General features: G+C 70.5%; 21 protein-coding genes and 2 tRNA genes. 6 read left to right on the plus strand and 17 right to left on the minus strand.

What is annotated here, in order from left to right; translation table 11 throughout:
- Nucleotides 1-39 precede the first annotated feature (39 nt).
- On the minus strand, nt 40-612 hold the full coding sequence (locus tag ACFQ6X_RS23580; RefSeq protein WP_383184343.1) for an HIT family protein: 573 nt from the start codon (nt 610-612) through the stop codon (nt 40-42).
- 66 nt (nt 613-678) lie between these two features.
- On the opposite strand from ACFQ6X_RS23580, the gene ACFQ6X_RS23585 reads away from it, so the two are divergent.
- A complete protein-coding gene (locus ACFQ6X_RS23585) occupies nt 679-1,356 on the plus strand; it encodes a potassium channel family protein (protein ID WP_383184344.1) in 678 nt (225 codons plus the stop codon).
- Nucleotides 1,357-1,383: 27 nt separating this feature from the next.
- Here the strand turns inward: ACFQ6X_RS23585 and thrS are convergent, their stop codons facing one another.
- The 3 genes from thrS to ACFQ6X_RS23600 form a co-directional block, all read right to left on the minus strand.
- The gene (gene thrS / locus ACFQ6X_RS23590; RefSeq protein ID WP_383184345.1) at nt 1,384-3,360 is read right to left on the minus strand and encodes a threonine--tRNA ligase; all 1,977 of its coding nucleotides are present in this window, start codon (nt 3,358-3,360) and stop codon (nt 1,384-1,386) included.
- A gap of 109 nt (nt 3,361-3,469) precedes the next feature.
- The gene (locus ACFQ6X_RS23595) at nt 3,470-4,705 is read right to left on the minus strand and encodes a hypothetical protein (RefSeq protein ID WP_383184346.1); all 1,236 of its coding nucleotides are present in this window, start codon (nt 4,703-4,705) and stop codon (nt 3,470-3,472) included.
- The gene (locus ACFQ6X_RS23600; RefSeq protein WP_329212895.1) at nt 4,705-5,304 is read right to left on the minus strand and encodes a DUF4365 domain-containing protein; all 600 of its coding nucleotides are present in this window, start codon (nt 5,302-5,304) and stop codon (nt 4,705-4,707) included. The genes ACFQ6X_RS23595 and ACFQ6X_RS23600 overlap by 1 nt, the downstream gene beginning before the upstream one ends.
- A gap of 196 nt (nt 5,305-5,500) precedes the next feature.
- On the opposite strand from ACFQ6X_RS23600, the gene ACFQ6X_RS23605 reads away from it, so the two are divergent.
- Nucleotides 5,501-6,226 (plus strand): 3'-5' exonuclease, encoded by a 726-nt coding sequence (locus ACFQ6X_RS23605; protein WP_329212894.1) that lies wholly within the window; start codon nt 5,501-5,503, stop codon nt 6,224-6,226.
- Between the two features lie 61 nt (nt 6,227-6,287).
- Here ACFQ6X_RS23605 and ACFQ6X_RS23610 read toward each other — a convergent pair.
- Both ACFQ6X_RS23610 and ACFQ6X_RS23615 read right to left on the minus strand, forming a co-directional pair.
- Nucleotides 6,288-6,359 (minus strand) — tRNA-Val (locus tag ACFQ6X_RS23610).
- Nucleotides 6,360-6,398: 39 nt separating this feature from the next.
- Nucleotides 6,399-6,845, minus strand: coding sequence for an SRPBCC family protein (locus tag ACFQ6X_RS23615; RefSeq protein ID WP_383184347.1), 447 nt, complete (start codon nt 6,843-6,845; stop codon nt 6,399-6,401).
- 91 nt (nt 6,846-6,936) lie between these two features.
- Here ACFQ6X_RS23615 and ACFQ6X_RS23620 point away from each other — a divergent pair, with 91 nt between their 5' ends.
- Complete coding sequence (locus tag ACFQ6X_RS23620) at nt 6,937-9,381, plus strand: SCO7613 C-terminal domain-containing membrane protein (RefSeq protein ID WP_383184348.1); 2,445 nt, start codon at nt 6,937-6,939, stop codon at nt 9,379-9,381.
- A 76-nt stretch (nt 9,382-9,457) separates the two neighbouring features.
- Here the strand turns inward: ACFQ6X_RS23620 and ACFQ6X_RS23625 are convergent, their stop codons facing one another.
- The 7 genes from ACFQ6X_RS23625 to ACFQ6X_RS23655 form a co-directional block, all read right to left on the minus strand.
- Nucleotides 9,458-12,202: a Tat pathway signal sequence domain protein gene (locus ACFQ6X_RS23625; protein WP_383184349.1), complete on the minus strand. Its 2,745-nt coding sequence runs from the start codon at nt 12,200-12,202 to the stop codon at nt 9,458-9,460.
- A 54-nt stretch (nt 12,203-12,256) separates the two neighbouring features.
- Nucleotides 12,257-12,805, minus strand: a complete 549-nt coding sequence (locus ACFQ6X_RS23630; RefSeq protein WP_383184437.1) for a hypothetical protein — start codon at nt 12,803-12,805, stop codon at nt 12,257-12,259.
- Nucleotides 12,806-12,854: 49 nt separating this feature from the next.
- Complete coding sequence (locus ACFQ6X_RS23635) at nt 12,855-13,715, minus strand: carbohydrate ABC transporter permease (RefSeq protein ID WP_383184350.1); 861 nt, start codon at nt 13,713-13,715, stop codon at nt 12,855-12,857.
- Entirely contained in the window at nt 13,712-14,704 is a 993-nt protein-coding gene (locus tag ACFQ6X_RS23640; RefSeq protein WP_383184438.1) for a carbohydrate ABC transporter permease, read from the minus strand. Before ACFQ6X_RS23640 ends, ACFQ6X_RS23635 begins: the two co-directional genes overlap by 4 nt.
- An 11-nt stretch (nt 14,705-14,715) precedes the next feature.
- Nucleotides 14,716-16,005, minus strand: coding sequence for an ABC transporter substrate-binding protein (locus ACFQ6X_RS23645; RefSeq protein WP_383184351.1), 1,290 nt, complete (start codon nt 16,003-16,005; stop codon nt 14,716-14,718).
- Nucleotides 16,006-16,222: 217 nt separating this feature from the next.
- Nucleotides 16,223-16,294 (minus strand) — tRNA-Val (locus ACFQ6X_RS23650).
- 54 nt (nt 16,295-16,348) lie between these two features.
- Nucleotides 16,349-16,804 carry a TIGR02611 family protein gene (locus ACFQ6X_RS23655; RefSeq protein ID WP_383184352.1) on the minus strand — a complete coding sequence of 152 codons (456 nt, stop codon included), beginning with the start codon at nt 16,802-16,804 and terminating at the stop codon, nt 16,349-16,351.
- A gap of 190 nt (nt 16,805-16,994) precedes the next feature.
- Between ACFQ6X_RS23655 and ACFQ6X_RS23660 the strand changes: the two genes are divergently transcribed.
- Nucleotides 16,995-17,408: an SsgA family sporulation/cell division regulator gene (locus ACFQ6X_RS23660; protein ID WP_003959770.1), complete on the plus strand. Its 414-nt coding sequence runs from the start codon at nt 16,995-16,997 to the stop codon at nt 17,406-17,408.
- Nucleotides 17,409-17,853: 445 nt separating this feature from the next.
- Complete coding sequence (locus ACFQ6X_RS23665; protein ID WP_383184353.1) at nt 17,854-18,411, plus strand: CGNR zinc finger domain-containing protein; 558 nt, start codon at nt 17,854-17,856, stop codon at nt 18,409-18,411.
- 73 nt (nt 18,412-18,484) lie between these two features.
- Here ACFQ6X_RS23665 and ACFQ6X_RS23670 read toward each other — a convergent pair whose 3' ends face one another.
- The 3 genes from ACFQ6X_RS23670 to ACFQ6X_RS23680 all read right to left on the minus strand — a co-directional run bounded on the left by ACFQ6X_RS23670 (nt 18,485) and on the right by ACFQ6X_RS23680 (nt 20,642).
- Entirely contained in the window at nt 18,485-18,640 is a 156-nt protein-coding gene (locus tag ACFQ6X_RS23670; RefSeq protein WP_351180752.1) for a hypothetical protein, read from the minus strand.
- Nucleotides 18,641-18,858: 218 nt separating this feature from the next.
- The gene (locus ACFQ6X_RS23675; protein WP_383184354.1) at nt 18,859-19,869 is read right to left on the minus strand and encodes a LacI family DNA-binding transcriptional regulator; all 1,011 of its coding nucleotides are present in this window, start codon (nt 19,867-19,869) and stop codon (nt 18,859-18,861) included.
- Nucleotides 19,870-20,177: 308 nt separating this feature from the next.
- Entirely contained in the window at nt 20,178-20,642 is a 465-nt protein-coding gene (locus tag ACFQ6X_RS23680; protein WP_383184355.1) for a hypothetical protein, read from the minus strand.
- A gap of 154 nt (nt 20,643-20,796) precedes the next feature.
- Between ACFQ6X_RS23680 and ACFQ6X_RS23685 the strand changes: the two genes are divergently transcribed.
- Complete coding sequence (locus ACFQ6X_RS23685) at nt 20,797-21,312, plus strand: DsbA family protein (RefSeq protein WP_383184356.1); 516 nt, start codon at nt 20,797-20,799, stop codon at nt 21,310-21,312.
- Nucleotides 21,313-21,361: 49 nt separating this feature from the next.
- On the opposite strand, the gene ACFQ6X_RS23690 is transcribed toward ACFQ6X_RS23685, so the two are convergent.
- On the minus strand, nt 21,362-22,198 hold the full coding sequence (locus ACFQ6X_RS23690; RefSeq protein WP_383184357.1) for a GNAT family N-acetyltransferase: 837 nt from the start codon (nt 22,196-22,198) through the stop codon (nt 21,362-21,364).
- Nucleotides 22,199-22,225: the final 27 nt, after the last annotated feature.

A 22,225-nucleotide genomic window follows, 5' to 3' on the forward strand; every position in this document is an offset into this window, starting at 1 on the left:
CACCTGGCCGGGGCGCCCACCACTGCGACGCGGAGAGACTCAGCCGGAGGGCTGCTCGGCAGGCCACACGCCGGCCAGCATCGCCCGGGTGTCCCCCAGCAGCTGCGGCAGCACCTTGGTGTGGGCGACGACCGGCATGAAGTTGGTGTCCCCGCCCCAGCGCGGCACCACGTGCTGGTGCAGGTGCGCGGCGATTCCCGCCCCGGCCTCCGCACCCTGGTTCATCCCGATGTTGAAGCCGTGAGCTCCGGAGGCAGCCCGCAGTGCGATCATCGCCCGCTTGGTGAAGTCGGCGAGTTCGGCCGTCTCCGGGCCGTCCAGCTCCGTGTAGTCCGCCACGTGCCGGTACGGCACGACCATCAGGTGCCCGCCGTTGTACGGGTACAGGTTGAGCACGGCGTAGACCTTCTCGCCGCGCGCGACGACGAGCCCGTCCTCGTCCGACTTGGAGGGAATCACGCAGAACGGACAGCCGTCCTCGGCCCCCGGACCGTTCGGCTTGTTCTCACCCTGGATGTAGGCCATCCGGTGGGGCGTCCACAGGCGCTGGAACGCGTCGGGCGTCCCCACTCCGATCTGCTGCTCCGGCTCACTGGTCATGCCGGTCAGCATATTGCTTCACCCCGGCGGAGCGTGTCGCCGGGGCCCGACCGGGCAGCGCACCGCAATGCTGAGGCCATGAGCGACCGCCCCGCCCCTCCCGCACCCTCCCGGCTGACGGAATGGGAGCAGCGTACGGAGGTCCCGCTCTTCGTCGCGGCGCTGCTCTTCCTCGTCGGCTACGCGGTCCGGGTCCTCGCCCCCCACGACAGCGAACCCTGGCGCGACATCGCCCTCGCCCTCGTCTACGCCACCTGGTTCCTGTTCGTGGTGGACTACGGCGTACGGCTCCGCCTCAGCGGCCTTGGCCGGCGTTTCGTGCGCACCCACCTGCTGGACACCGTGGTGCTCGTACTGCCCCTGCTGCGCCCCCTGCGTGTGGTCCAGATCTACACGGCGGTCCAGAAGCGCCGGGACGAGCCGAGGCTGAGCCTGTACGCCCGAGTGATCGCCTACGCGGGGCTCACGACCGTGCTGCTCGGCTTCTCGGCGTCGCTGGCCGTGTACCACCTGGAGCACTCGGCCCCGGACGCCAGCATCCGTACGTTCGGTGACGCGGTGTGGTGGGCGTGCGCGACGCTCACCACGGTGGGGTACGGGGACGCCGTGCCCGTCACGTTCGGCGGCCGGGTCATCGCGGCGGGGCTGATGGCCTGCGGGCTGGCCCTGCTGGGGGCGGTGACGGGATCGTTCTCGTCGTGGCTGCTGCAGGTGTTCGCCCGGGAGGACGAGAAGAGGCCCCCGGGGAGCGTGTAGCTCGCCGGGGGCCTCCTCAAGCGGGGATCACACCTGGACGCGGCGCTCCACGACGTCGACGAGCTTGGCGATCGCCTCGTCGCGGGCGATGCCGTTCTCCTGCGAACCGTCGCGGTAGCGGAAGGACACCGTGCCGGCGTTCATGTCCTCGTCACCGACGATGATCATGAACGGCACCTTGGCGCGCTGGTGGTTGCGGATCTTCTTCTGCATCCGGTCCGAAGAGGCGTCGACCTCCACCCGCAGGCCCTTCTTCCGCGCCTCGGCGGCGAACTCCTGGAGGTAGGGGATGTGGGTGTCACCGATCGGGATGCCGACCGCCTGGACCGGGGCCAGCCACACCGGGAACGCACCCGCGTAGTGCTCGAGCAGCACCGCGAAGAAGCGCTCGATGGAGCCGAACAGTGCGCGGTGGATCATGACCGGGCGCTGCTTGGTGCCGTCCGGGCCGGTGTACTCCAGGTCGAAGCGCTCCGGCAGGTTGAAGTCGAGCTGCACGGTCGACATCTGCCAGGTACGGCCGATGGCGTCCTTGCACTGCACCGAGATCTTCGGGCCGTAGAACGCGGCGCCGCCCGGGTCCGGGACCAGGGGCAGGCCCTGCTTCTCGGCGACCTGGCGCAGCGTCTCGGTGGCCTCCTCCCAGATCTCGTCGGAGCCGACGAACTTCTCCGGGTCCTTGGTGGAGAGCTCCAGGTAGAAGTCGGTCAGCCCGTAGTCGCGCAGGAGGTTCAGGACGAAGGTGAGGGTCCGGTCGAGCTCCTCCGCCATCTGCTCCTTGGTGCAGTAGATGTGCGCGTCGTCCTGGGTGAAGCCGCGCGAGCGGGTCAGCCCGTGGACGACACCCGACTTCTCGTACCGGTACACGGTGCCGAACTCGAAGAGGCGCAGCGGGAGTTCGCGGTACGAACGGCCCCGCGCGTCGAAGATCAGGTTGTGCATCGGGCAGTTCATCGGCTTGAGGTAGTAGTCCACCCCGTCGTCGAGCTGCATGGGCGGGTACATGCCGTCGGCGTACCAGTCCAGGTGGCCGGACTTCTCGAAGAGCTTGCCCTTGGTCGCGTGGGGGCTGTAGACGAACTCGTAGCCCTCCTCCTCGTGGCGGCGCCGCGAGTAGTCCTCCATGGCCCGGCGGATGACGCCGCCCTTGGGGTGGAAGACGGCGAGGCCGGGGCCGATCTCGTCGGGGAAGGAGAAGAGGTCCAGCTCGTTGCCGAGCTTGCGGTGGTCGCGCTTGGCGGCCTCCTCCAGGAACTCCAGGTGCGCCTTGAGCTCGTCCTTGGTGGGCCACGCGGTGCCGTAGATGCGCTGCAGCATGGGGTTCTTCTCGCTGCCCCGCCAGTACGCCGCAGCGTTCCGCATCAGCTTGAACGCCGGGATGAACCGGGTGGTGGGCAGGTGCGGACCACGGCAGAGGTCCTTCCAGCACAGCTCGCCGGTCTTGGCGTCGAAGTTGTCGTAGATGGTCAGCTCGCCGCCGCCCACCTCGACGTCCGCGCCGTCGTCCGAGGAGGCCGAGCCCTTGATGCCGATGAGCTCCAGCTTGTACGGCTCGTCGGCGAGCTCCTCACGGGCGGCCTCGTCGGTGACCACCCGGCGGGAGAACCTCTGCCCCCGCTTCTGGATCTCCTGCATCTTCTTCTCGATGGCCTTGAGGTCCTCGGGCGTGAACGGCTTCTCGACGTCGAAGTCGTAGTAGAAGCCGTCCTTGACCGGCGGGCCGATGCCCAGCTTGGCGTCGGGGTGCAGCTCCTGCACGGCCTGGGCCATCACATGCGCGGTGGAGTGCCGCAGGATGTTGAGGCCGTCCTCGGAGGAGATCTCGACGGGCTCGACGACGTCGCCGTCCGCGAGCTCGTACGCGAGGTCCCTCAGCTCGCCCCCGACCCGTGCGGCGACGACGGTGCGCTGTCCGGGGAAGAGCTCGCCGGCCGTCGTTCCCGTCGTCACCACGTGCTCTTCCCGCTCGGAATCGCGTTGGATGATCACACGGACGTCTGACACCGGTCTCTCCTGACTGAGGGGGTGCGTCGCATTCCTCTGCGCGCAAGAGGAATCGTACCGAGCCGGAGGCCCCGGACGCGAAAGGGATACCGCGGGGGCACCCCGGGGGCTATCCCTCGTCCCCCGTGCACGCCTCCTCGAAGAAGTCGACGTTCTCCTGGAGCGACTTCATCAGCCGGTCCCGCTCCGCCTCGTCCACCTGGACGGGCGCGACCTGCGAGGCTCCGGTGAGCCGCCGGAAGCCGCCCCGGTTCTCCAGCCGGCCCTCCACCCGCAGCGGCAGGCCGACGAGGTGGGCGTGGCCCGCGATCCGGTACGCCTCCTCGTCGAGCTCGATCCGGACGTGCGCGACCTCGGCCCCGGCCAGCACCCGCAGCCGCACGATGCCCGGGCCGCGGGGCCCGGAGCGGCGCAGCCGTACGACGGCCCCGGTGATCCGTACCGGGACGGCGGGCTCGTCCTGGAGGTAGCGCACCCCTGCCAGCCGCAGGGCGGGCAGGTCGCCCGGGGAGAACTCGACGGGCTCGGGCCGCGCGGGGCAGCCCTCGGGCGTCCCGGCGGCGGGTGCCCAGTCCAGCGTGATCCTGGTGCCTTCCGATCCCCGGACCAGAGCGACGACCGCCTCGGTCAGCTCCCTGCTGACCCCCGCCGCGACGGCGCTGTCGAACGCTTCCATGCCTCCGGTGGCGCGCTGGTAGTCGACGGCCTCCCTGGTGGCGTGCAGTGCCTGGTAGAGCTGTACGGCGACGGCCCGCCCCGAGGAGACGGGGACGAACACGGTGAGCCGGCGGCCACCCGGCGCGGGTCCGACGAGGGTGCCGTCCAGGGCCGCCCGCGCCTTTCCCCGGTGGCGTGCGCCGTGGTAGCCGGCGAGGCCGCGTACGGCGAGTGCTCCGGCGAGCAGGATCTGCCGGGCGGCCGTGCGCAGTTGTTCGGCCTCCGTCCAGCCCGCGGCTCCGGCCGTCTCCTCGGGGACATCACGCCACCAGCGGATCTCGTCGCTGGGCACGGCGAGGGAGACGAGGACGTCACGTGCCGACGGCGCGGCGCTGCGGGCGAGCGCGGTGAGGGCTTCGGCGAGCAGGTCCTCGCTGTCGGGGAAGGCGGCGGTGTCGGGCACGAGCAGGCTGGTGCCCGCGGCGGCGGAACCGGGCGGGGTCCACCGGCTGTAGCGCCCGGTGGCTCCCCCGCGACGTTGCCAGCCGTGCCGGCGCAGGAGCGTGCCGAGTACGGCCGGGTCGACGAGGGCGGGGTCGGGCCCCTGGTCCACGTCCTCGGCATAGGGGTGCGCGCGTGTGCCCGCCGGCGTCGTCCCGCCGGCGGGTTCGTCCATCGACCGGTGCATCAGGGTCTCCCTCCCGCCCCGACCCGGGCCATGATCTCGCAGAGTGCTCGGTCGTCGAAGATCCGCGAGGTCGGGATCCGCACAGTGGTCCTGTGCCGGCCCGTCACCGCGTGGCCGGCCAGGTTGGTCCAGTAGCAGCAGTGCCGCAGGTCGAGACGGTCGTGCCCGGCCCGCAGCCAGTCGTCCTGGCTGCGGGGCACGATCATCACGACGAGGATCTTGTGCACCGACACGGGTGTCCGTGCGAGCTTCACGAGGTGGGCGTTGTCGAGCGTGAAGGAGAACGCCGCGCCGGGTGGGTGCGGGGGAATCTGGTAGGTGCACTTGAGCTGCACCTTGATGGTCACTTCGTCGTCGACGGTGTGGTCGGGGGCGCCGTGGCTGACGTGCCAGTCGATGCCGTTGTCGGGAAAGGGCTGCGACAGGGAACACCCCGCCGCGGCCGCTACCGCGTGCAAGTAGCCCACCTGGAGGGTCTCCATGCAGGCGGTGGTGGCGAGTGTGCCGCGCAGTGGTGGTGCGATCCGCTGCGGCGGCGGTCCTCCCCCGTAGTCCTCGGCGCGGGCGGGACCCCCTGGGTTCGGCTGCGCGAGCGCCATGGCTCCGTGTGCCTTCCGGGCTGTGCCGACCGGTTGCCCGGTCTCCGCTGACGGGACGGCCAACTTCCTTTCCCGTCTCCTGTGTTGTCACCGCAGGAGACGGCCCGCAAACGGCGTATCAGGCAAAGGGCCCGGGTATCACCGAATCGGGCAGAGGAATCCCGTCATCTGCCGAGCAGGGGCGAGGAGTTCGGGGATGATGCACTGGTTCGAAGGGCCGCTGGCCGCTTTTGACACGGAGACAACAGGCGTGGACGTCGAGGAGGACCGGATCGTTTCGGCCGCCCTCGTCGTCCAGGACACCGCGGGCGGACGCCTTCGCGTCACCCGCTGGCTGGTCAATCCGGGGATACCGGTACCCGTCGGGGCCACCGAGATCCATGGTCTGACCGACGACCACCTGCAGCGCAACGGCCGGTGGCCCGCGCCGGTCGTCGAGGAGATAGCACGGGCGCTGGCCGAGCAGTGCGCGACGGGCCGGCCGCTCGTCGTGATGAACGCGCCGTTCGACCTGACGCTGCTGGACCGGGAGCTGAAGCGGCACCGGGCGTCGTCGCTGGGCGCCTATCTGCAGAACACGCCCCTGTGCGTGCTGGACCCGCGTGTCCTGGACAAGCATCTGGACCGCTACCGCAAGGGCCGCCGCACGCTGACGGACCTGTGCGAGCTGTACGGGGTGGTGCTGGACGGGGCGCATGACGCGGCGGCCGACGCGGCGGCCTCGCTGGAGCTGGTGCGCGCGGTGGGGCGGCGGTTCTCCGCCCGGCTGGAGCGGTTGTCGCCGGCCGAGCTGCACTCGTTGCAGGCGGTGTGGCACGCGGCGCAGGCGCGCGGTCTGCAGGCGTGGTTCGAGAAGAACGGCGAGGCGGAGGCGGTGGATCCGGCGTGGCCGCTGCGTCCGGAGCTGCCGGCGGCGGCCTGATCCGGGCCGGGTACGCGAAAGCCGGTCCGTCGGTGGTGCTGACGGACCGGCTCTTCCCGGGTGGGCGATACTGGTTTCGAACCAGTGACCTCTTCGGTGTGAACGAAGCGCTCTCCCACTGAGCTAATCGCCCGGGAACGGGTTGAACCATACAGGGCCCGGCGGGCTACGTTCAAACTCCTTGCAGCCGTGCCGCCAGCCCGCGGCGTCCGGCGCGCATCATCAGCGTGTGATTGGCGCGGAAGACAAGGCGTCCGGGCACGGCGAGGCGGCGCAGCAGCCTCTTGCGGACCACGGTCTCCTGCTCGTAGAGCACACGGCTCCCGCCGTCGTGCGCGGTGACGGTCCAGCGGACCCAGCCTTCGAGATCCCCGGTCATGGCGGCCTGAAGGATCCGTGACGCGGGCTCGCGGCGGCTCTGCCTGACGGTCACGACCAGGTCGTACGGGAGGAAGGAGCGGAAGCGCGTCGTGGCGGAGGTGTCGTCCACGGGGGTGACCTCGCGGACCTGCGGCCACCACCGGGGGTAGTCCTCGGCGCCCTCCAGGGCCGCGTACACGGTGTCGGGAGCGGCGGGCAGGTCCCAGACGCTGGTGAAGCGGTAGTGGTTCCAGTCCATGGGTCCAGTTTGCGCGTGCCGGACCTACTCAGTGACGGAACTGAGTATCCGAGCGCATGTACGGGCGTGTGGTCGGCGCCACACTCCCAGCATGGAACATGTGCCGCCACCCGCCGAGGAATTGGCGCTCCTCGACCAAGAACTGGTCCGGCTCGACGCCCGTCGGCTGCAGCTGCTGAACCGCCGTGCCTGGCTGATGGAGGTGCTGCGTCCGCCGGTCGCGCCGTCCGCGTTCGCGGCACCTCCCGCACGGCTTCCTGCCGCGCCGGTCGCCTGGGGGCCGCCGGCCGGGGCCGTTCAGGCTGCCCCGGCGTCCGGTGTGCAGAACGTGCTGCTGGTCCTCGGTGGTCTGCTGCTGACGATCGCGGCGATCGCGTTCACCCTGTTCAGCTGGGGCGAGATGGGTATCGCCGGCCGTTCGGCGGTGCTGGCGACGGTGACGGTGGCCGCGCTCGCGGCTCCCGCGCTGCTGCTGCGGCGCAGGCTGTCCGCGACGGCGGAGGCGCTGGCGGCTCTGGCGTTGGTGCTGACGGTGCTGGACGCGTACGCGCTGCACGCGGTGGCCCTGCCGGACACGGACGGGCTCGGCTTCGCGGCGGTCTCGTCCGCGGTGCTGACGGCGTTGTGGACGGTGTACGGGCTGGCGTTGGGACGGCTGCGGCTGCCGCTGCCCGCCGCCGTGGTGGCGGGGCAGCTGCCGCTGGTGCTGGGGGCGTGGGCCGCCGGGGCGCAGGCGGCGGTCTTCGGCTGGGCGCTGCTGGTGACGGCGGCCGCGGATGTCGCGGTGGCGCTGTGGGGCCGGGGGCTCGCGGTGCGGATCACGGCGGGCGTCGGGGCGGCATCGACCGGACTGGTCGCGATGCTGATCGGCCTGGGCCAGTCCGTGTCGGCCGATGGACCGCTCGCGGCCGCGGGCCCGGGGGCGCTGTTGCTGGGCGGTGCGGCGGTGGCGCTGTTCGGGGCGTGGCGCGCGCCGAAGGAGTGGGCCGTTGCGGCGGGTGCGGTGGCGGGCCTCGCCGCGGTGGCCGCGGTGGGCGGTGTGCTGCGTACGGGTCTGCCGTGGAACTGGTCGGTCGTGGTGTACCTGCTGTGCGGTGCCGCGCTGACGGCGGTGGTACGCGTCCGGGTTCCGCAGCCGGTGGGCCGGGGTGTGCTGGTGGCGTCCGCGGCGGTGACGGCGGGTGCGGTGCTGTGGGCGTTGCCTGCGGTGGCCGCCGTGCTGCTGGGGCCGGTGTCCTTGCTGACCGATGTGTGGGCCGGGGCGCCGGGGAGTGTCCGGGGCGCGCTGGGACCGTCGATGCCGTGGCCGGAGTCGGCCGCATCGCCGGTGGTTCTGGTGCTCGTGGCGGGCCTGTCGGCGGCTCTGTACGCCGGGTGGGACCGGATGCGCGGCACGCTGCTGTCGCCCCGGCCGGGGTGGCGTGTCACCGCGGCGGCCGGGGCGATGGTCCTGGGCTGGGGTGCGGCGCTGGCACTGGCGGCGGTCGTGGACGTCCCGTACGCGGTGGCGGTGGGCGTGGAACTGCTGCTGGTGGCGGGGCTGCTGGTGGTGACCGTGCGGCAGGGGGCCGGCGCGCTCGGGCTCACGGCTCTGGTGTGCGCGCTCGTGGGCGCCGCGAGTGCGGGCCTGCTCGCGCTGGCCTCCGAGCCGGCCACGTACGCGGTGTTCGTGGGCCTGTCGGTGCTGTGCGCGGGGGCGGCGGCCAGGTCGAAGGCAGCTGCGGTGCGGTCGGTGCTGGCCGGTGTCTCCGTCCTGTGCGCGATCGTGCCTGTCTCGGCGGCGGGGGCTTCGCTGGGGTGGAGCGCGCCGCACACGGCTCCGCTGGTCCTGGTCGTTCCGGCGGTGACGGTGCTGCTCGGGGCACGGCTGCGGGTGGCCGCCGTGGCGCTGACGCTGGAGCTCACCGGGGCGTTCGGAGCGGTGGTGGCCGTGGGGCTCGCGGTGACGGACGCGCCCTTCCTGGCGCTGGTGCTGGCGCTGTGCGGGGTGCTGGCCGCGGGTACCGCGGTGCGGCCCGACCGCCGGCCGGTGGCGGGGTACCTGGCGGCGGCGCTGTTCGTGTTGGCGGCGTGGGTGCGGCTGGCGGCTTCGGAGGTGTCGGACCCGGAGGCGTACACCCTGCCGGTGTCACTGATCGCGTTCGCGGTCGGGTACCTGCGCCGTCGCACGGACCCGGCCGCGTCCTCCTGGGTGGCGTACGGCCCCGCGCTCTCGATGACGATGGTGCCGAGCCTCGTCGTGGCGTGGGTCGATCCGCACTGGCTGCGGCCCCTGCTACTGGGCGTGGCGGCGCTGGTGGTCACGCTGGCGGGCGCCCGCTTCCGGCTTCAGGCGCCCCTGGTGCTGGGCGGTTCGGTCCTGGCCCTGGTCGGGCTGCACGAGCTGGCCCCCCATGTCGTCCAGGTCTTCGACGCACTCCCCCGCTGGGCGCCCCCGGCACTCGCCGGGCTGCTGCTGCTCGCGCTCGGGGCGACGTACGAACAGCGGCTGCGCGACGCGCGCCGGGTGCGGGAGAGCCTCGGCCGGATGCGCTAGGGCCTCTCGTTTGGGTCATGCAGGGCTCGCGGGGTCTGGCACGCACCCTGATCCGGCCTGACCCAAACGAAAGCCCCTAAGGCATCTTGTCCCCCACGAGTGCGAGGTTCTGGATCGCCGCGAGTCCGTACAGGGCGGTGGAGTTGGTGCTGACCCAGGCCGCCTCACTGCCCGGTACGGGTCCGGTCGGTCCCTCGACCTTGTGGGTGCTCCAGTCGGTGCTCTCCTTGTAGTCCCAGGTGTCGGCGCTGCTGTAGAACTGCTTCCACGCCCGGGTGGCCAGGGTGACGTCGCCGGTCCGCACGGCGGCGTAGGCGTCCTGGCGGGAGTGGCCCTGGAACAGCAGCAGGGTCCCGAAGTTGCTGCCGTAGCGGGCGGCCTGTTCTGCCTTGGTGGCGTTGAAGTAGCGGCAGTAGTCGATCCAGGCCGCCTCGAACTTCGGCATGTCGATCATGTCGATGAGTTCGGCGTTGAGCTCGACCAGACCGAACATCGCCGACAGGTGCGAGACACCGACCTCGGGCTTCTCGGCTATCGCGAACTTGCCGGTGTCCAGGTCGTACAGACCGACGCCCTGGACGAAGCCGTTGGGCTGGGCGGCGATGGTCTCCATGGTGGAAAGCACCCGGTCCCTGGCCTTCTCCCACTTGGGGCCGCGACGCTCCCACTCGGTGAGCCAGGCGGAGACGAGGCCGCTCCAGTCGGTGCCGAAGCCGATCGACAGGGCGTGCCGGTCGGGGGTGTAGGGCTCGGTGCGGATCTTGCGGATGGGGTCGAGGGCGAGGAAGGTCTCGTCGGAGTCGACGTTGGCGTGCATGAGGTCGCCGACGCGCTCGTCCGCGGTGAGGAAGTAGAACATCCGCCGGTAGGTGGTGTTGGCGATGCGCTGCTGCTTGGCGCTGTCGGCGTAGTGCTGGACGCCGTGGCGCGTGCCGAGTCCGGCCCACTTGCCGAGGTGGTAGACGTCGACCTCGCCGGTGTGCCGGGTCATGGCTTCGGCGAAGCGGTAGATGTCGGCGCGGCCCGAGCGCATGTACGCGTACCAGAGCCACAGGTCGGGTGAGAGTTCGGAGTTGTCCCAGGCGTAGCCGCCGACGTCGTAGCACCACTGATGGCGGGTGGGGTCGTAGGTGTGCATGATGTCGCCGTAGTCCCAGAAGCCGTACCAACGGCGCATCTCCACCTGGTCCTTGTAGTACGTGAAGAGGAAGTCCAGGTGGTCCTCGATCTTCGACTTGGCGGCGGTGGACCGGTCGGGTTCGGCGAAGAGCCCTCCGAAGACCTTGGCCTTGATGAGCTGCTTGGGCGGCGCGGCGAGCTGGGGCGGGGTGCGTACGGCGTCGACCTGCTGGGCGAGGGTCTCGGCGGCGGGGGTGGACTCGTTGGCCCAGAAGAGGAGTTCACTCGTCCGCGCGATGCCGTACGGGGTGCCGAAGCCGGGTTCGTAGTCCTCGTAGGTGATGTTGAGGCCTTCGAGCTGTTCGGCGTAGGTGTCCTGTTCCATTCCGTCGTGGTAGAAGCGCAGGTCCATGGGCCGGGCCTCGGGTGACCAGAGCCAGAGGGTGACCTCGGCCTCGTCGGTCTGGGCCCCGCGGATGTCGAGCTGGGCGGGGTGCTTCTCCCAGAAGTCGCGCAGTCCGAAGGAGAATCCGCCGCTCGGCCCGCCGACGTATCCGAAGCCGGAGGCCCGCGTGCCGCCTCCGGCGGCGATCCAGCCGTGGCCCTTCTTCGTGCGCTTGCGCAGTCCGAAGCCGTCGGCGGAGAGCTGGGAGAGCGTGTAGTCGCCCCACTCGGGGATGTACTGGAGCCGGGTGGTGACCCGCTGGTCCCAGGTGGCGGGGTCGGGGAGCTTCCGGCCGGCGAACTGTGCCTCGCGCACGGCGACCCCGGGGTCGCGGCGCAGTCCGGTGATGCCCTTCACGGCCTCGCGCAGGAGGCCGGTGCCGTCGCCGCCGATGCGGATGTGGCGGTCGTGGGCGGCGTCGCGCATCGGGACGCCGAAGCGGACACCGAGGCCGCGGATGAAGTCGCCGCTCGCCTTTCCGGGTTCCTGGGTGCCGTCGTAGGTGATGGTGTGCATCATCCGGAAGGAGTCGGCGCCCGCGTAGAAGTAGAACCGTACGGAGAACGGCATCCAGGAGCGGGAGCCCTTGCGGTGCTTGCCGTCGATGCGCACGACGGCACGGACGGGGCCGTCCTGCTCCGTCTCGGCCGTGTCGATGACGCTCTCGAAGCGCTCGTACTTCTCGTTGCCCTGGTCGCCGTCCTCGATCTCGCCCTGGCGCAGCAGGACGAGCCGGCCGTTGCGGGCGATCTCGGTGGAGCCGCGGGTGACGGTCCTGACCAGGGTCGAGCCGTTGGTGCCCAGTCCGGCGGTGATCACCCCGGTGGAGACGGTGATGGTGCCGCCCGCGCGGGTGACGGTGACCTTGTTCTCCGGGGCGGCGGGCGTCCCTGTGGTGAGTGCGAACTTCTTCGCGGTGACCTCGGGTCCGACCGCGTGCGCGGTCCACTTGAGCGAGCCGTCGGGCCAGTAGCCGATCGGCCAGGTCTGTACGGGGACGTCCTTGCCGTCCTCGGTGGCCAGCGCGAACGTCTGGTCCTTCGCGTGCTGCCCCTGGGGCCAGGGCACACCGAGCGTGGATCCCGGCGCGGCGCCGAGGCCGCCGGACTCGAGCCAGGTGAGGGGGACGGGCTCGGTGGTGCTCTCCGCGCCCGGGGCGGCGGTCGCGGTGGTGGCGCCGAGGGACCAGCTGAACTGGGCGGCTGCGCCGGCCGCCGCTGCGGCCTTCAGGAGTGTTCTGCGGGGCATCCTGGACATGGCTGTGCCTCTCTCCGTGCGGATGGGGGACATCGAAAGGGCGGTACAGGGGTCTCAGCGGGCGGGACGGCGTGCCTCGACGGCGGTGGCCGCCGCGGCGACGGCCCCGACGACGGGGACGGCCAGCGGCAGTACCAGTGCGCCGGAGAGCACGACGACGGCCATCCCGCAGACGAGCAGGAGGGAGCCGGCCGGGTCGCGGACCGTGCGGCGGCCCGCGGCGGCGAGAAGGGTCCGCCAGTTGTCGCCGGGCTCCCAGCACGCGGCGGCGCGTACGACCGCGACCAGGTAGCCGATCAGGGCGAGGATGCCGACGGCGCCCACGAAGGGGCCGCCGGGCAGCCCGGCCCGCACGGCCGACAGGTCCAGCCACAGCAGGGCTCCGGCGGCCCACACGGACACGCCGACGAGCCAGCCGCCGCGGGCCGCGGCGCGTGCGTCGGTGACGAATTCCCGCAGACCGCCGTGTTCGCCCGCCAGATGGCGGCGCAGGTGCCGGGTCCCCGCGGCGAAGGCCGCGGGGAACGTGAGGAGCGGCAGGGCGGCGACGGCGATCCATACCCCGGTGAGCAGGCATTCGGAGAACAGGCCGAAGCGGTCCATGACACGCGAACGCCGTTCCGCGGTGCGGGTTTTCGTCGTCACGGTCGCCTCAGCCCTTCAGGCCGGAGGTGGCCATGCCGTCGATCAGATAGCGCTGGAAGGCGAGGAAGAAGGCCAGCACGGGCAGCAGGGCGACCAGTGACATGGCGATCATGCCGCCGTAGTCGGCCACGGCGTCCTGGTCGATGAACATCTTCAGCCCCATGGAGACGGTGTACTTGTCCGGCTCGTTGAGGTAGAGCAGGGGGCCCATGAAGTCGTTCCAGGCGTTGATGAAGGTGAAGATGGCGCTGGTGATGAGCGCGGGCCGGCAGAGCGGCATGACGATCGACCAGTAGATCCTCAGGTGCCCGCAGCCGTCGAGCCTCGCGGCCTCGTCGAGCTCCTTGGGCAGACCACGCATGAACTGCACCATCAGGAAGACGAAGAAGGCGTCGGTGGCCAGGTACTTGCCGATGAGCAGCGGTGTGAAGGTGTTGATCAGCTCCAGCTTCTGGAACAGCACGTACTGCGGAATGATCAGTACGTGGTACGGCAGGAGCAGGGTGCCGATCATGATGGCGAACATGACGTTGCGGCCGGCGAAGCGGACCTTCGCGAAGGCGTACGCCGTCAGCGAGCAGGACAGCACCACGCCGATGACCGAACCGACCGCGATGTAGGCCGAGTTCAGGAAGAACGTCGAGATGGGGATGTCGGCGATGCCCTCGGTGAGCCGGGTGTAGTTGTCCGTGATGGGGTCGGCCGGGAACAGGTCCAGGGCGCCGATGATGTCGGCGCTGGGCTTGAACGAGGCGCCGATCGTCCACACCACCGGGTAGAGGACCACGGCGAGGATGACGAGTGCACCGAGGTGCCAGGCAAATGCGCCGGGTCCCCGGCGTCGTACGGCTGCGTCCAGGAGACTCATCGGCCGCCCTCCTCGTAGTGCACCCAGCGCTTCTGGGACCAGAACAGCACGGCGGTGACCAGGCCCACCGCGACCAGCAGCAGCCATCCCATGGCGGAGGCGAAGCCCATCCGGCTGTTCACGAAGCCCTGTTCGTACAGGTAGCAGGTGTAGACGAGCGTCGCGTCGGCCGGTCCGCAGCTGCCGTTGCTGACGATGTAGGCGGAGCCGAAGATCTGGAAGGAGTGGATGGTCTCCAGCAGGACGTTGAAGAACAGCACCGGCGAGATCATCGGCAGGGTGATGTGGAAGAACCTGCGCCATGGGCCGGCTCCGTCCACCTCGGCCGCCTCGTACAGCTCGCGCGGGACCTGCTTGAGACCGGCCAGGAAGATGACCATCGGGGCGCCGAACTGCCAGACGGTCAGGGCGATCAGCGCGTAGATGATCATCCCCGGGTCGCCGATCCAGCCGCCCACCTCGACGCCGAACACCTTCTGGGTACGGTCGACGAGTGCGTCGTCCGAGAACAGCGCGCGCCAGACGATGGCCGCCGACACGCTCGCGCCGATCAGGGACGGGGCGTAGAAGGCCGCCCGGTAGAAGGACTGGCCCCACCGCTTCTGGGCGAGCAGCATCGCGACGGCGAGTGCGGCGGCCAGCTTGACCGGGGTGCCGATCAGTACGTACCAGGAGGTGACCTTGACCGACTGGCGCCACCGGGGGTCGGCGAACATGTCGGTGAAGTTCTGCAGGCCGATCCAGCGCGGGGCTTCGAACAGGTTGTACTCGGTGAACGAGAGGTACAGCGAGAACACCATGGGCCCGGCGACCAGGAACAGGAAGCCCGCGATCCAGGGCGACATGAACAGGTAGCCGGCCAGGTTCTCGCGGCTGCCGGCCCGCTCGGAGCCTGCAGGCGGCGCGTTTCCTGCGAGACCGTTCCGCTTCTCGGCAGTCCGGTCGTCCCCGGGCGCGCGTGCGCCCGGGGAGGTCTGGATGTGAGTCACCACGGTCCCTCTCAGTTCGAGGCGAGGGCGGTCTTGGCCTCGGAGAAGAACTGCTTCACGGAGTCCTTCGGCGAGGCCTTGCCCAGGGAGAGGTCCGCGGAGATGCGCAGGAAGGCCGCCTCGATCACGTCGGCGCCCGCCGGGTGCGGTGTGATGGGCTCGAGGATGCCCGCGTCGGCGATCGCGGACTCGTACGCGGCGATCGCCTTGCTGGGGGCGTCGGTGGGCTGGTAGGCCTCGAACTGGGCGGTGGTGGCGGGCACGCCCCGGTCGTACCCCATGATCCTGGCGACCGCGGGGTCGTGGGTCATGAAGCCGATGAAGGTGGCCACCTCGGCCGGGTGCTTGGTGCGCGCCGTGCCGCTGAGCATCAGCGAACCCAGGTACTGGCCGGTCTTCTTGCCGTCGGTGCTGGGGATGGGGGCGAGGCCGTAGCTGCTCTTGCCCTCGGCGCTGTAGCGGACGGAGAAGTTGTCCCAGGTGAACTCACCGGCGGAGAGTCCCTTGGCGGTCGCGGAGGCGGGCTTGATCTGTTCGACCTTCTTGGGGTCGGCGTAGACACCCGACTTGACCCGCTCCAGGGCCTCGGTCCAGTACGGCAGCAGCTCGGTCTCGCCGAAGCCCATGCCGTCCTCGGTGAAGAAGGCCTTGCCGTTCTGGCGGAGTATCAGGTCGTACAGGTACATCACGCCGTGCGGGCCGGCGTCACCGGCGATCTTCTGGCCGTTCTTGATCTTCTGCAGGCCCGCGTACCAGTCGTCCCAGGTCCAGCCGATCTCGGGGGCGATGCCGGCCTTCTCGTAGACCCTCTCGTCGATGACGAGGGCCATCGAGTTGCTGCCCACCGGCACGCCGAGGAGCTTGCCGTCGACCTCGGCGAACTTCTCCAGGCCGGAACGGAAGCCGTCGAGGCTGAGGTTGCCCTTCTCCACCTGGGGGTGGAGGTCGAGGAGGACGTTCTTCGCCTCGTACTTGCGCAGGAAGGTCACGGCGTTCTGGATGACGTCCGGGGCGTTGCCGCCGGCCGCCTGGGTGTTGAACTTCTTCCAGAAGTCCGGGTACTGCTGGAAGTCCGTCTTCACCTTGATCTTCGGGTGCTTCTTCTCGAAGAGGGCGACGCACTGCTGGACCTTCTTCGCCCGGTCGTCGGCGCCCCACCAGGAGTGCCGGATGGTGACCGTACCCCCGGAACTGCCGCTTCCGCCCGAGCCGCAACCGGCTGCGGTCAGTCCGAGACCGGCCGCCGAGAGGCCGGCCAGCTTGAGCATCTGCCGCCGGTCCATGCCGTTGTTCCGAGACATCTCTTGCCCCCACCATCGCATTGAATCGTTTTAGAAAGCGCTTGCTGGGTCAAAGTAAGGAGCGGCACCCGGCTCGTCAACGGTTCGGACGAAAATCGGCGGAACGCCCGGCCCGCCGAACAACTGCGGCGGAATGCCCGGCCGGTCGAACACCTGCATGCGGAAACACCGATGGCCCGGAAGCTTCGACTGAAGCTTCCGGGCCATCGGTACGGGGTGGGCGATACTGGGTTCGAACCAGTGACCTCTTCGGTGTGAACGAAGCGCTCTCCCACTGAGCTAATCGCCCCGGCGCACCGCACACATTACCCCATGTCAGCGGTGCCTCCGGACCATCAGCGGGTCACTGCTCGATCTTCCACGGCATGGTGATCCCGAACTTCCAGACGTAGATCCCGACCAGTACGGCGATGATCACGAGCCCCACCGTGGTGAGGATGATGTTGCGCCGCCGCACCTTGGGATCGAGGGCGCGCTGAGCGGCCTCGGTGACCTTGCGCCGGGTCCAGCGCAGGACGAGCTGCGCCCAGACGAACTCGGTCGCCCAGATCGCCATGCCCCCGAAGATCACCAGCCACCCGGGGCCCGGCAGCGGCAGCATCACGATGCCCGCTCCGACCACCGCGAGGCCGACGACGAAAATGCCGACCTGCCAGCTCACATGCAACAGCCGGGACGCCTTGATGAACCCCGGCGCCCGCGAGCCCAGCTCCCTCTCGGCCTTCGCCGCATCCCCCGTCGCGGACTCCGTGGCCGGCCGTGAGGCGACCTCGCTCCGCTCGTCACTCTCCGCATTCATGAACCCCAACCTACCCGAACGGTGTCGGTCACTGGAATGGACGCATCACCCAAAGTTACACACCGCCCCACAACACGCCCGAAGCATCACAAATAGGTCAGAGGGGTTTACAACGCCACCGTAGGTGGCATGTCGATTTCGCCGACGTGCGAATCCCCGAGCGCACACTGAGCGAAAGGCCCTGGCGCTTATGAACACCACGGTCAGCTGCGAGCTGCACCTGCGCCTCGTTGTGTCGAGCGAGTCCTCACTGCCTGTACCCGCGGGCCTGCGGTATGACACGGCCGATCCCTATGCCGTGCACGCCACCTTCCACACCGGAGCGGAGGAGACGGTCGAGTGGGTTTTCGCCCGTGACCTCCTTGCCGAGGGGCTGCACCGGCCCACCGGCACCGGAGACGTCCGTGTCTGGCCATCACGTAGTCACGGCCAGGGCGTCGTCTGCATCGCACTGAGCTCCCCGGAGGGAGAAGCCCTGCTCGAAGCTCCGGCAAGGGCCCTGGAGTCGTTCCTGAAGAGGACCGACGCCGCGGTTCCGCCGGGCACCGAGCATCGTCACTTCGATCTCGATACGGAGCTCTCACACATCCTGGCCGAGAGCTGAGCCAGGCCGAGAGCTGCGGGACGCCGTCCGACTCGGGGAGACGGCGTCGCGCGGACAACCTCATACGGCAGACACCGGCGCCGTCGCCGCGGAACCCACCGCGGCGACGGCGTCGGCGCGCGCCGGGGGCGCAGGTCCTTCCGGGACCGGGACCGCCGGTCTCGCGGGCCCCCTGGACCGACGGTCCCGGTGCCGCCGGGACCTACGGTCCCGGTGCCGCCCTCTGTGACCCCACGTGTCCCACCCGCCCCACAGGCACCGAAGCGCCTCACGAGTGACCACCAGAGCCGCCAGGCGGCCGTCACACGCTCCGGCGGCACATCCGACCAGCAAAGGTCCTCCCGCTCGCCCGTAAGCCCGTACCGGGCCCGTGGCGCCTTCGCCGAGCCAGTAGAGTCACCCGGCATCGGCGGGCACCCGCCCGCCGGAGGCCAGGGAGCAAAGCGTGCTGATCCCACACGACACCCGGATCGCCCTCGACACGGTCGTCGATCTGGTGAACACCGCGCCGGAGAGCGAGCCGGCCGACGGGCTCCCCGACATCGATGCGCTCTACGACTTCGCGGAGCGCCATCTCATCAGCGGCGTGGGCGAGCTCGGAGAGAAGGACCTGCGCGCCGTACGGGACGTACGGAGCCTGTTCGCCGAGGTGTTCGCGGCGCCCGACGCCCGTACGGCCGCCGATCTCGTCAACCGGCTGGTGGCCGCCGCGGGCACCACCCCGCAGCTCACGAACCACGACGGCTACGACTGGCACGTCCACTACTTCGCACCGGACGCCTCCGTCGCGGACCATCTCGCGGCCGACTGCGGCATGGCGCTCGCCTTCATCGTCGTGGCGGGCGAACAGGAGCGGCTGCGCCGGTGCGAGGCGCCGGACTGCCGGCGCGCGTTCGTCGATCTGTCCCGCAACCGCTCGCGCCGCTACTGCTCGAGCCGCACCTGCGGTAATCGGCTCCACGTCGCCGCGTACCGGGCCCGGCGCCGGGAAGCGGCGCGCTGACGGTCGCCGCACGCGCCGGACGGGCCCTTGCGGCGCGGCGGGCGAAGCGGCGGTCCCGGAGGCCGGTGCCCGCTCACAGCAGAAAAAGATCATGCAGCGCGGCCATCAGCAGGAGACTGCCGATCACCGTCAGAAAGATCATCAGGGGTGGCTGGGACAGCGCGAAGAGGCAGCCACGCGGCTCTTCGGCAGGGGGTGCGGGGGCCTCGCCCCGGTATGTGTCCACCATCTCGAAGCGATCATGACGCAGAGGCACCCCCGTTGGCGATCAACACGCCTTTTCGCGCGGGGAGTTCACCCCCTGTGTACGGGGCGGATTCGCTCCGGCGTCCGATCCCCCGTCACACATTCGTACCCGCCGTCCACGGCCCGTGGACCCCGCTCCGGACGCGGTCCGCGCGTCAGCGCGGAGCGGCGCTGGACGCGCGTACGACGCCGGTCCGCGCGTCAGCGCGGAGCGGCGCTGGACGCGCGTACGACGAGCTCCGGCTGGAGCACGACACTGCGGTGCCGGTGGCTGCCGTCCCCGTCGTCCGCCTCCTCGAGAAGAAGCTCCGCCGCCATCCTGCCCATGAGCACGGCGGGCTGCCTGACCGAGGTCAGCGGCACGGCGGCCGCCGCGGCGAACTCGATGTCGTCGTAACCGACGATGGCGACGTCCTGCGGCACCCGGACGCCCGCCGCGTAGAGCGACTGGAGGACACCGAGGGCCAGCAGGTCGTTGGCGCAGAAGACGGCGGTCGGCCGCGGTACGAGGCCGAGCAGCCGGGCCCCGGCGTCCCGGCCCGCCGCCACGTCCAGGCGGTCGGACGGGATCTCGACGAGGGCCTCGGGGCCGAGTCCGGCCTCGGCGAGGGCGGAGAGGGCGCCCTCACGGCGGTCCCTGATCTGGTGCAGGTCGCCGGGGCCGCTGACGTAGGCGACGGAGCGGTGCCCCGCCGTGACGAGGTGCCCGACGGCGAGCTTGCCGCCGCGTACGTCGTCGACGGAGACGGCGCAGGTCTCGGCGCCCGGGGCGACCCGGTCCACGAGCACGTACGGAATCCGGTGGCGGCCGAACGCCTCGAGGTTGCCGCCGGTGGCGTCGGCCGGGGTGACGAGCACCCCGCAGACACGCTGTTCGGCGAAGAGACCGAGGTATTCGGCCTCCTCCTCCGCGCTCTGGCCGCTGTTGCACACCATCACGCCGAGGCCGGCGTCCCGGGCCGCGCGTTCCGCGCCGCGGGCGATGTCGACGAAGAAGGGGTTGCCCATGTCGAGGACGAGCAGGGCCACGATCCGGCTGCGGCCCGCCCTGAGCTGCCTGGCCGACTCGCTGCGTACGTAACCGAGCTCCTCGATCGCCGCCAGCACGCGGGCCCGGGTGTCCGGAAGCACCGCCTCGGGGCGGTTGATCACATTGGAGACGGTGCCCACCGAGACTCCGGCCTGCCGGGCCACATCCTTGATCCCTGCCACACGCCCCACTTGCCCTGCCCCACTGATGCGTCCGGCCGCCGCGCATCGGCGCAGCGTATCCCTGTCCTGCCGACGGTATCCGGCATGATCGGCCGACCCGTCGCCCTTGCCCTGCGGCCCAGGAATGAATTGTTTCAATCCGTTCGGGACGCTAGCTCCATCCCCGCATACCGTCAAGATCGGATCGAGGCAACCCCAAATATATCGATGCGTGAAGCGGAGGCGAGCGGCGCGCGCACGCCTCCGCGCATGAATCGATTCATATTACAGGCACCAACGAAGTGCCTCGCGGTCCCGGGCGCGCCCTGTCAGATGCCGTGCTTCTTCAGGATCGCCTCGATGTCGCTGAAGTCCTCACCGGGCGCGGCGGCCTGCTGCGGCTTCTTCTTCGACTGCGGCTGCGGCTGCGGGCGGGCCGTCGTGCTCGCGGACGTCAGCGAGGGCGTCGACGCGGCCGGGGAGACGGCATCACCCTGCGACGCGGCCCGCGCGGCCTTGCGTTCCTTGCGGGTGGAGCCACCCCGACGCTCCACCGCCCGTGTGGTCATGAAGAGGAGCCACGCCAGTGCGAGCAGCCCGAAGCCGAGCCAGACGCTGGGCTTGAACACGATGTCGGACAACCACTCGACGACACCGGTCATGACGAGGCCGACAGGCACCAGCGAGTACGCGGCGATCCTGGTCGCCGCGAGGAATCGCTTGCGGTACGCGGTGATCGCGGCGATGCCCAGGCCTGCCGCCGACACCGCGGAACAGATGGTCTCGGCAAGCATCGGTGCCTCCAGCACATCGGGAAACGTCCCTTCCATCCTGCACCGGTCACGGCTCAGGGGCCACGGTCCCGGGCCACATCAGGGACATTTCAGGGCTGCGGTCCTCCCCAGGTGCCGATTGGGAAGCGCAGGTCCGGCCTGAAAGACTGATCCCATGAGCGATTCCACCCCCGCAGCACCGGTCGTCCTGGACATCTGGTGCGAGCTCGAGTGCCCCGACTGCCATCTGGCCCTCTCCGATGTCCACGCACTTCGCGCCCGTTACGGCGACCGGCTGGAGATCCGGCTGCGCCACTTCCCGCTGGAGAAGCACAAGCACGCGTACGCCGCGGCGCAGGCGGCCGAGGAGGCCGTCGAGCAGGGCAAGGGATGGCCGTACATCGAGGCCGTACTGGCCCGCACCGCCGATCTCGCCCGTACCGGTGAGCCCGTGCTGCTCGACGTGGCACGCGAACTGGGTCTGGACGCCGAGGAGTTCGACACCGCGCTGATCGACGGCCGGCACATGCTGATCGTCGACGCGGACCAGGCCGAGGGAAAGGCCATCGGAGTCACCGGAACCCCGACGTATGTGATCGGTGACGAGCGGCTGGACGGCGGCAAGAGCCAGGAAGGGCTGCGCGAGCGGATCGAGGAGATCGCCGACCGTCTGCTGGCCGACCGCGTCTGACGTCGGGTCCGCCTGCCGGCGGCGGGCCGCCGCCGGCCGCGAGGGCCGCCTACAACGCCTTGGCCAGGTTGTACTGGGTCGGTTCGTAACCGAGCGACTCGTACAGCCGCAGCGCGGGTGTGTTGGAAGCGAAGACGTGCAGGCCGAGCCTGCCGAGCCCCGAGTCGAGCGTGATGTCCTCGGCACGGTGCATCAGCGCACGGCCGTACCCGCGTCCGCGGTGCTCCCCCCGCACCTCGACGTCGAAGACGTACCCCATCGCCTCGCCCTGCGGCGTCTCGTGCCGCGCCACCCACACATGGCCGATGACCTCGCCGCCGTGGACGAGGACGTGGAAGTGCATGCCCTCGGTGGCCAGACCGTCCGGCAGGTTCGTGGCGTGGTCGGTCTCGGACTTCCGCCGGGCCTGCTCCTCCGGGACGCCGCGCTCGATCCAGTTCCGCGCATACGTCTCGACGCTGGTGCTCGCCCAGTCGGCGAATTCCTGGGCGCTCATGGGGCGCCCCGTGACCCCGTCCGGGAGTGCGGGTGCGGTCCGCCGGAGCTCCTTGACCATGTTCCGGCTGCGCTCGGTGTAGCCGAGCACGGCCCCGAGCCCCCGGGCGGCCTCGTTCTCCGCGGGAGCCACCAGCCGGACCTGGGTGCAGCCCCAGCTGCGCAGCACCTCCTCCGCGGCGAGGGCCGCGATGGTGCCCCGGCCCCGCCTGCGGTGCGGTTCCTCGATGCGCAGCGACCGGACTATTCCGGCCGACGCGCCGAACACCGGATCGGTGGAGATCGCGACGGCACCGACGGGACGCCCGTTGTCGCACACGTCGTACGTGCGTTCCTTCGCGCCGTCGGCGCCTTGCTGGATCGGCCCGGTCGGCCGGAGGGTGGTGGTCATCAGGGGTGTTCTATCCGCTGGGCCCCG

This window comes from Streptomyces sp. NPDC056452 (assembly GCF_042796085.1).
In the GTDB taxonomy this organism is placed as follows: Bacteria; Actinomycetota; Actinomycetes; order Streptomycetales; family Streptomycetaceae; genus Streptomyces.

Bases quoted from the DNA above. Each gene is read 5' to 3' on its own strand.
- ACFQ6X_RS23580 (WP_383184343.1), bottom strand. From the start codon at position 612: ATGCTGACCGGCATGACCAGTGAGCCGGAGCAGCAGATCGGAGTGGGG.
- ACFQ6X_RS23585 (WP_383184344.1), top strand. From the start codon at position 679: ATGAGCGACCGCCCCGCCCCTCCCGCACCCTCCCGGCTGACGGAATGG.
- ACFQ6X_RS23595 (WP_383184346.1), bottom strand. From the start codon at position 4,705: ATGCACCGGTCGATGGACGAACCCGCCGGCGGGACGACGCCGGCGGGC.
- ACFQ6X_RS23600 (WP_329212895.1), bottom strand. From the start codon at position 5,304: ATGGCGCTCGCGCAGCCGAACCCAGGGGGTCCCGCCCGCGCCGAGGAC.
- ACFQ6X_RS23605 (WP_329212894.1), top strand. From the start codon at position 5,501: ATGATGCACTGGTTCGAAGGGCCGCTGGCCGCTTTTGACACGGAGACA.
- ACFQ6X_RS23615 (WP_383184347.1), bottom strand. From the start codon at position 6,845: ATGGACTGGAACCACTACCGCTTCACCAGCGTCTGGGACCTGCCCGCC.
- ACFQ6X_RS23620 (WP_383184348.1), top strand. From the start codon at position 6,937: ATGGAACATGTGCCGCCACCCGCCGAGGAATTGGCGCTCCTCGACCAA.
- ACFQ6X_RS23625 (WP_383184349.1), bottom strand. From the start codon at position 12,202: ATGTCCAGGATGCCCCGCAGAACACTCCTGAAGGCCGCAGCGGCGGCC.
- ACFQ6X_RS23630 (WP_383184437.1), bottom strand. From the start codon at position 12,805: ATGGACCGCTTCGGCCTGTTCTCCGAATGCCTGCTCACCGGGGTATGG.
- ACFQ6X_RS23635 (WP_383184350.1), bottom strand. From the start codon at position 13,715: ATGAGTCTCCTGGACGCAGCCGTACGACGCCGGGGACCCGGCGCATTT.
- ACFQ6X_RS23645 (WP_383184351.1), bottom strand. From the start codon at position 16,005: ATGTCTCGGAACAACGGCATGGACCGGCGGCAGATGCTCAAGCTGGCC.
- ACFQ6X_RS23655 (WP_383184352.1), bottom strand. From the start codon at position 16,804: ATGAATGCGGAGAGTGACGAGCGGAGCGAGGTCGCCTCACGGCCGGCC.
- ACFQ6X_RS23660 (WP_003959770.1), top strand. From the start codon at position 16,995: ATGAACACCACGGTCAGCTGCGAGCTGCACCTGCGCCTCGTTGTGTCG.
- ACFQ6X_RS23670 (WP_351180752.1), bottom strand. From the start codon at position 18,640: ATGGTGGACACATACCGGGGCGAGGCCCCCGCACCCCCTGCCGAAGAG.
- ACFQ6X_RS23680 (WP_383184355.1), bottom strand. From the start codon at position 20,642: ATGCTTGCCGAGACCATCTGTTCCGCGGTGTCGGCGGCAGGCCTGGGC.
- ACFQ6X_RS23685 (WP_383184356.1), top strand. From the start codon at position 20,797: ATGAGCGATTCCACCCCCGCAGCACCGGTCGTCCTGGACATCTGGTGC.
- ACFQ6X_RS23690 (WP_383184357.1), bottom strand. From the start codon at position 22,198: ATGACCACCACCCTCCGGCCGACCGGGCCGATCCAGCAAGGCGCCGAC.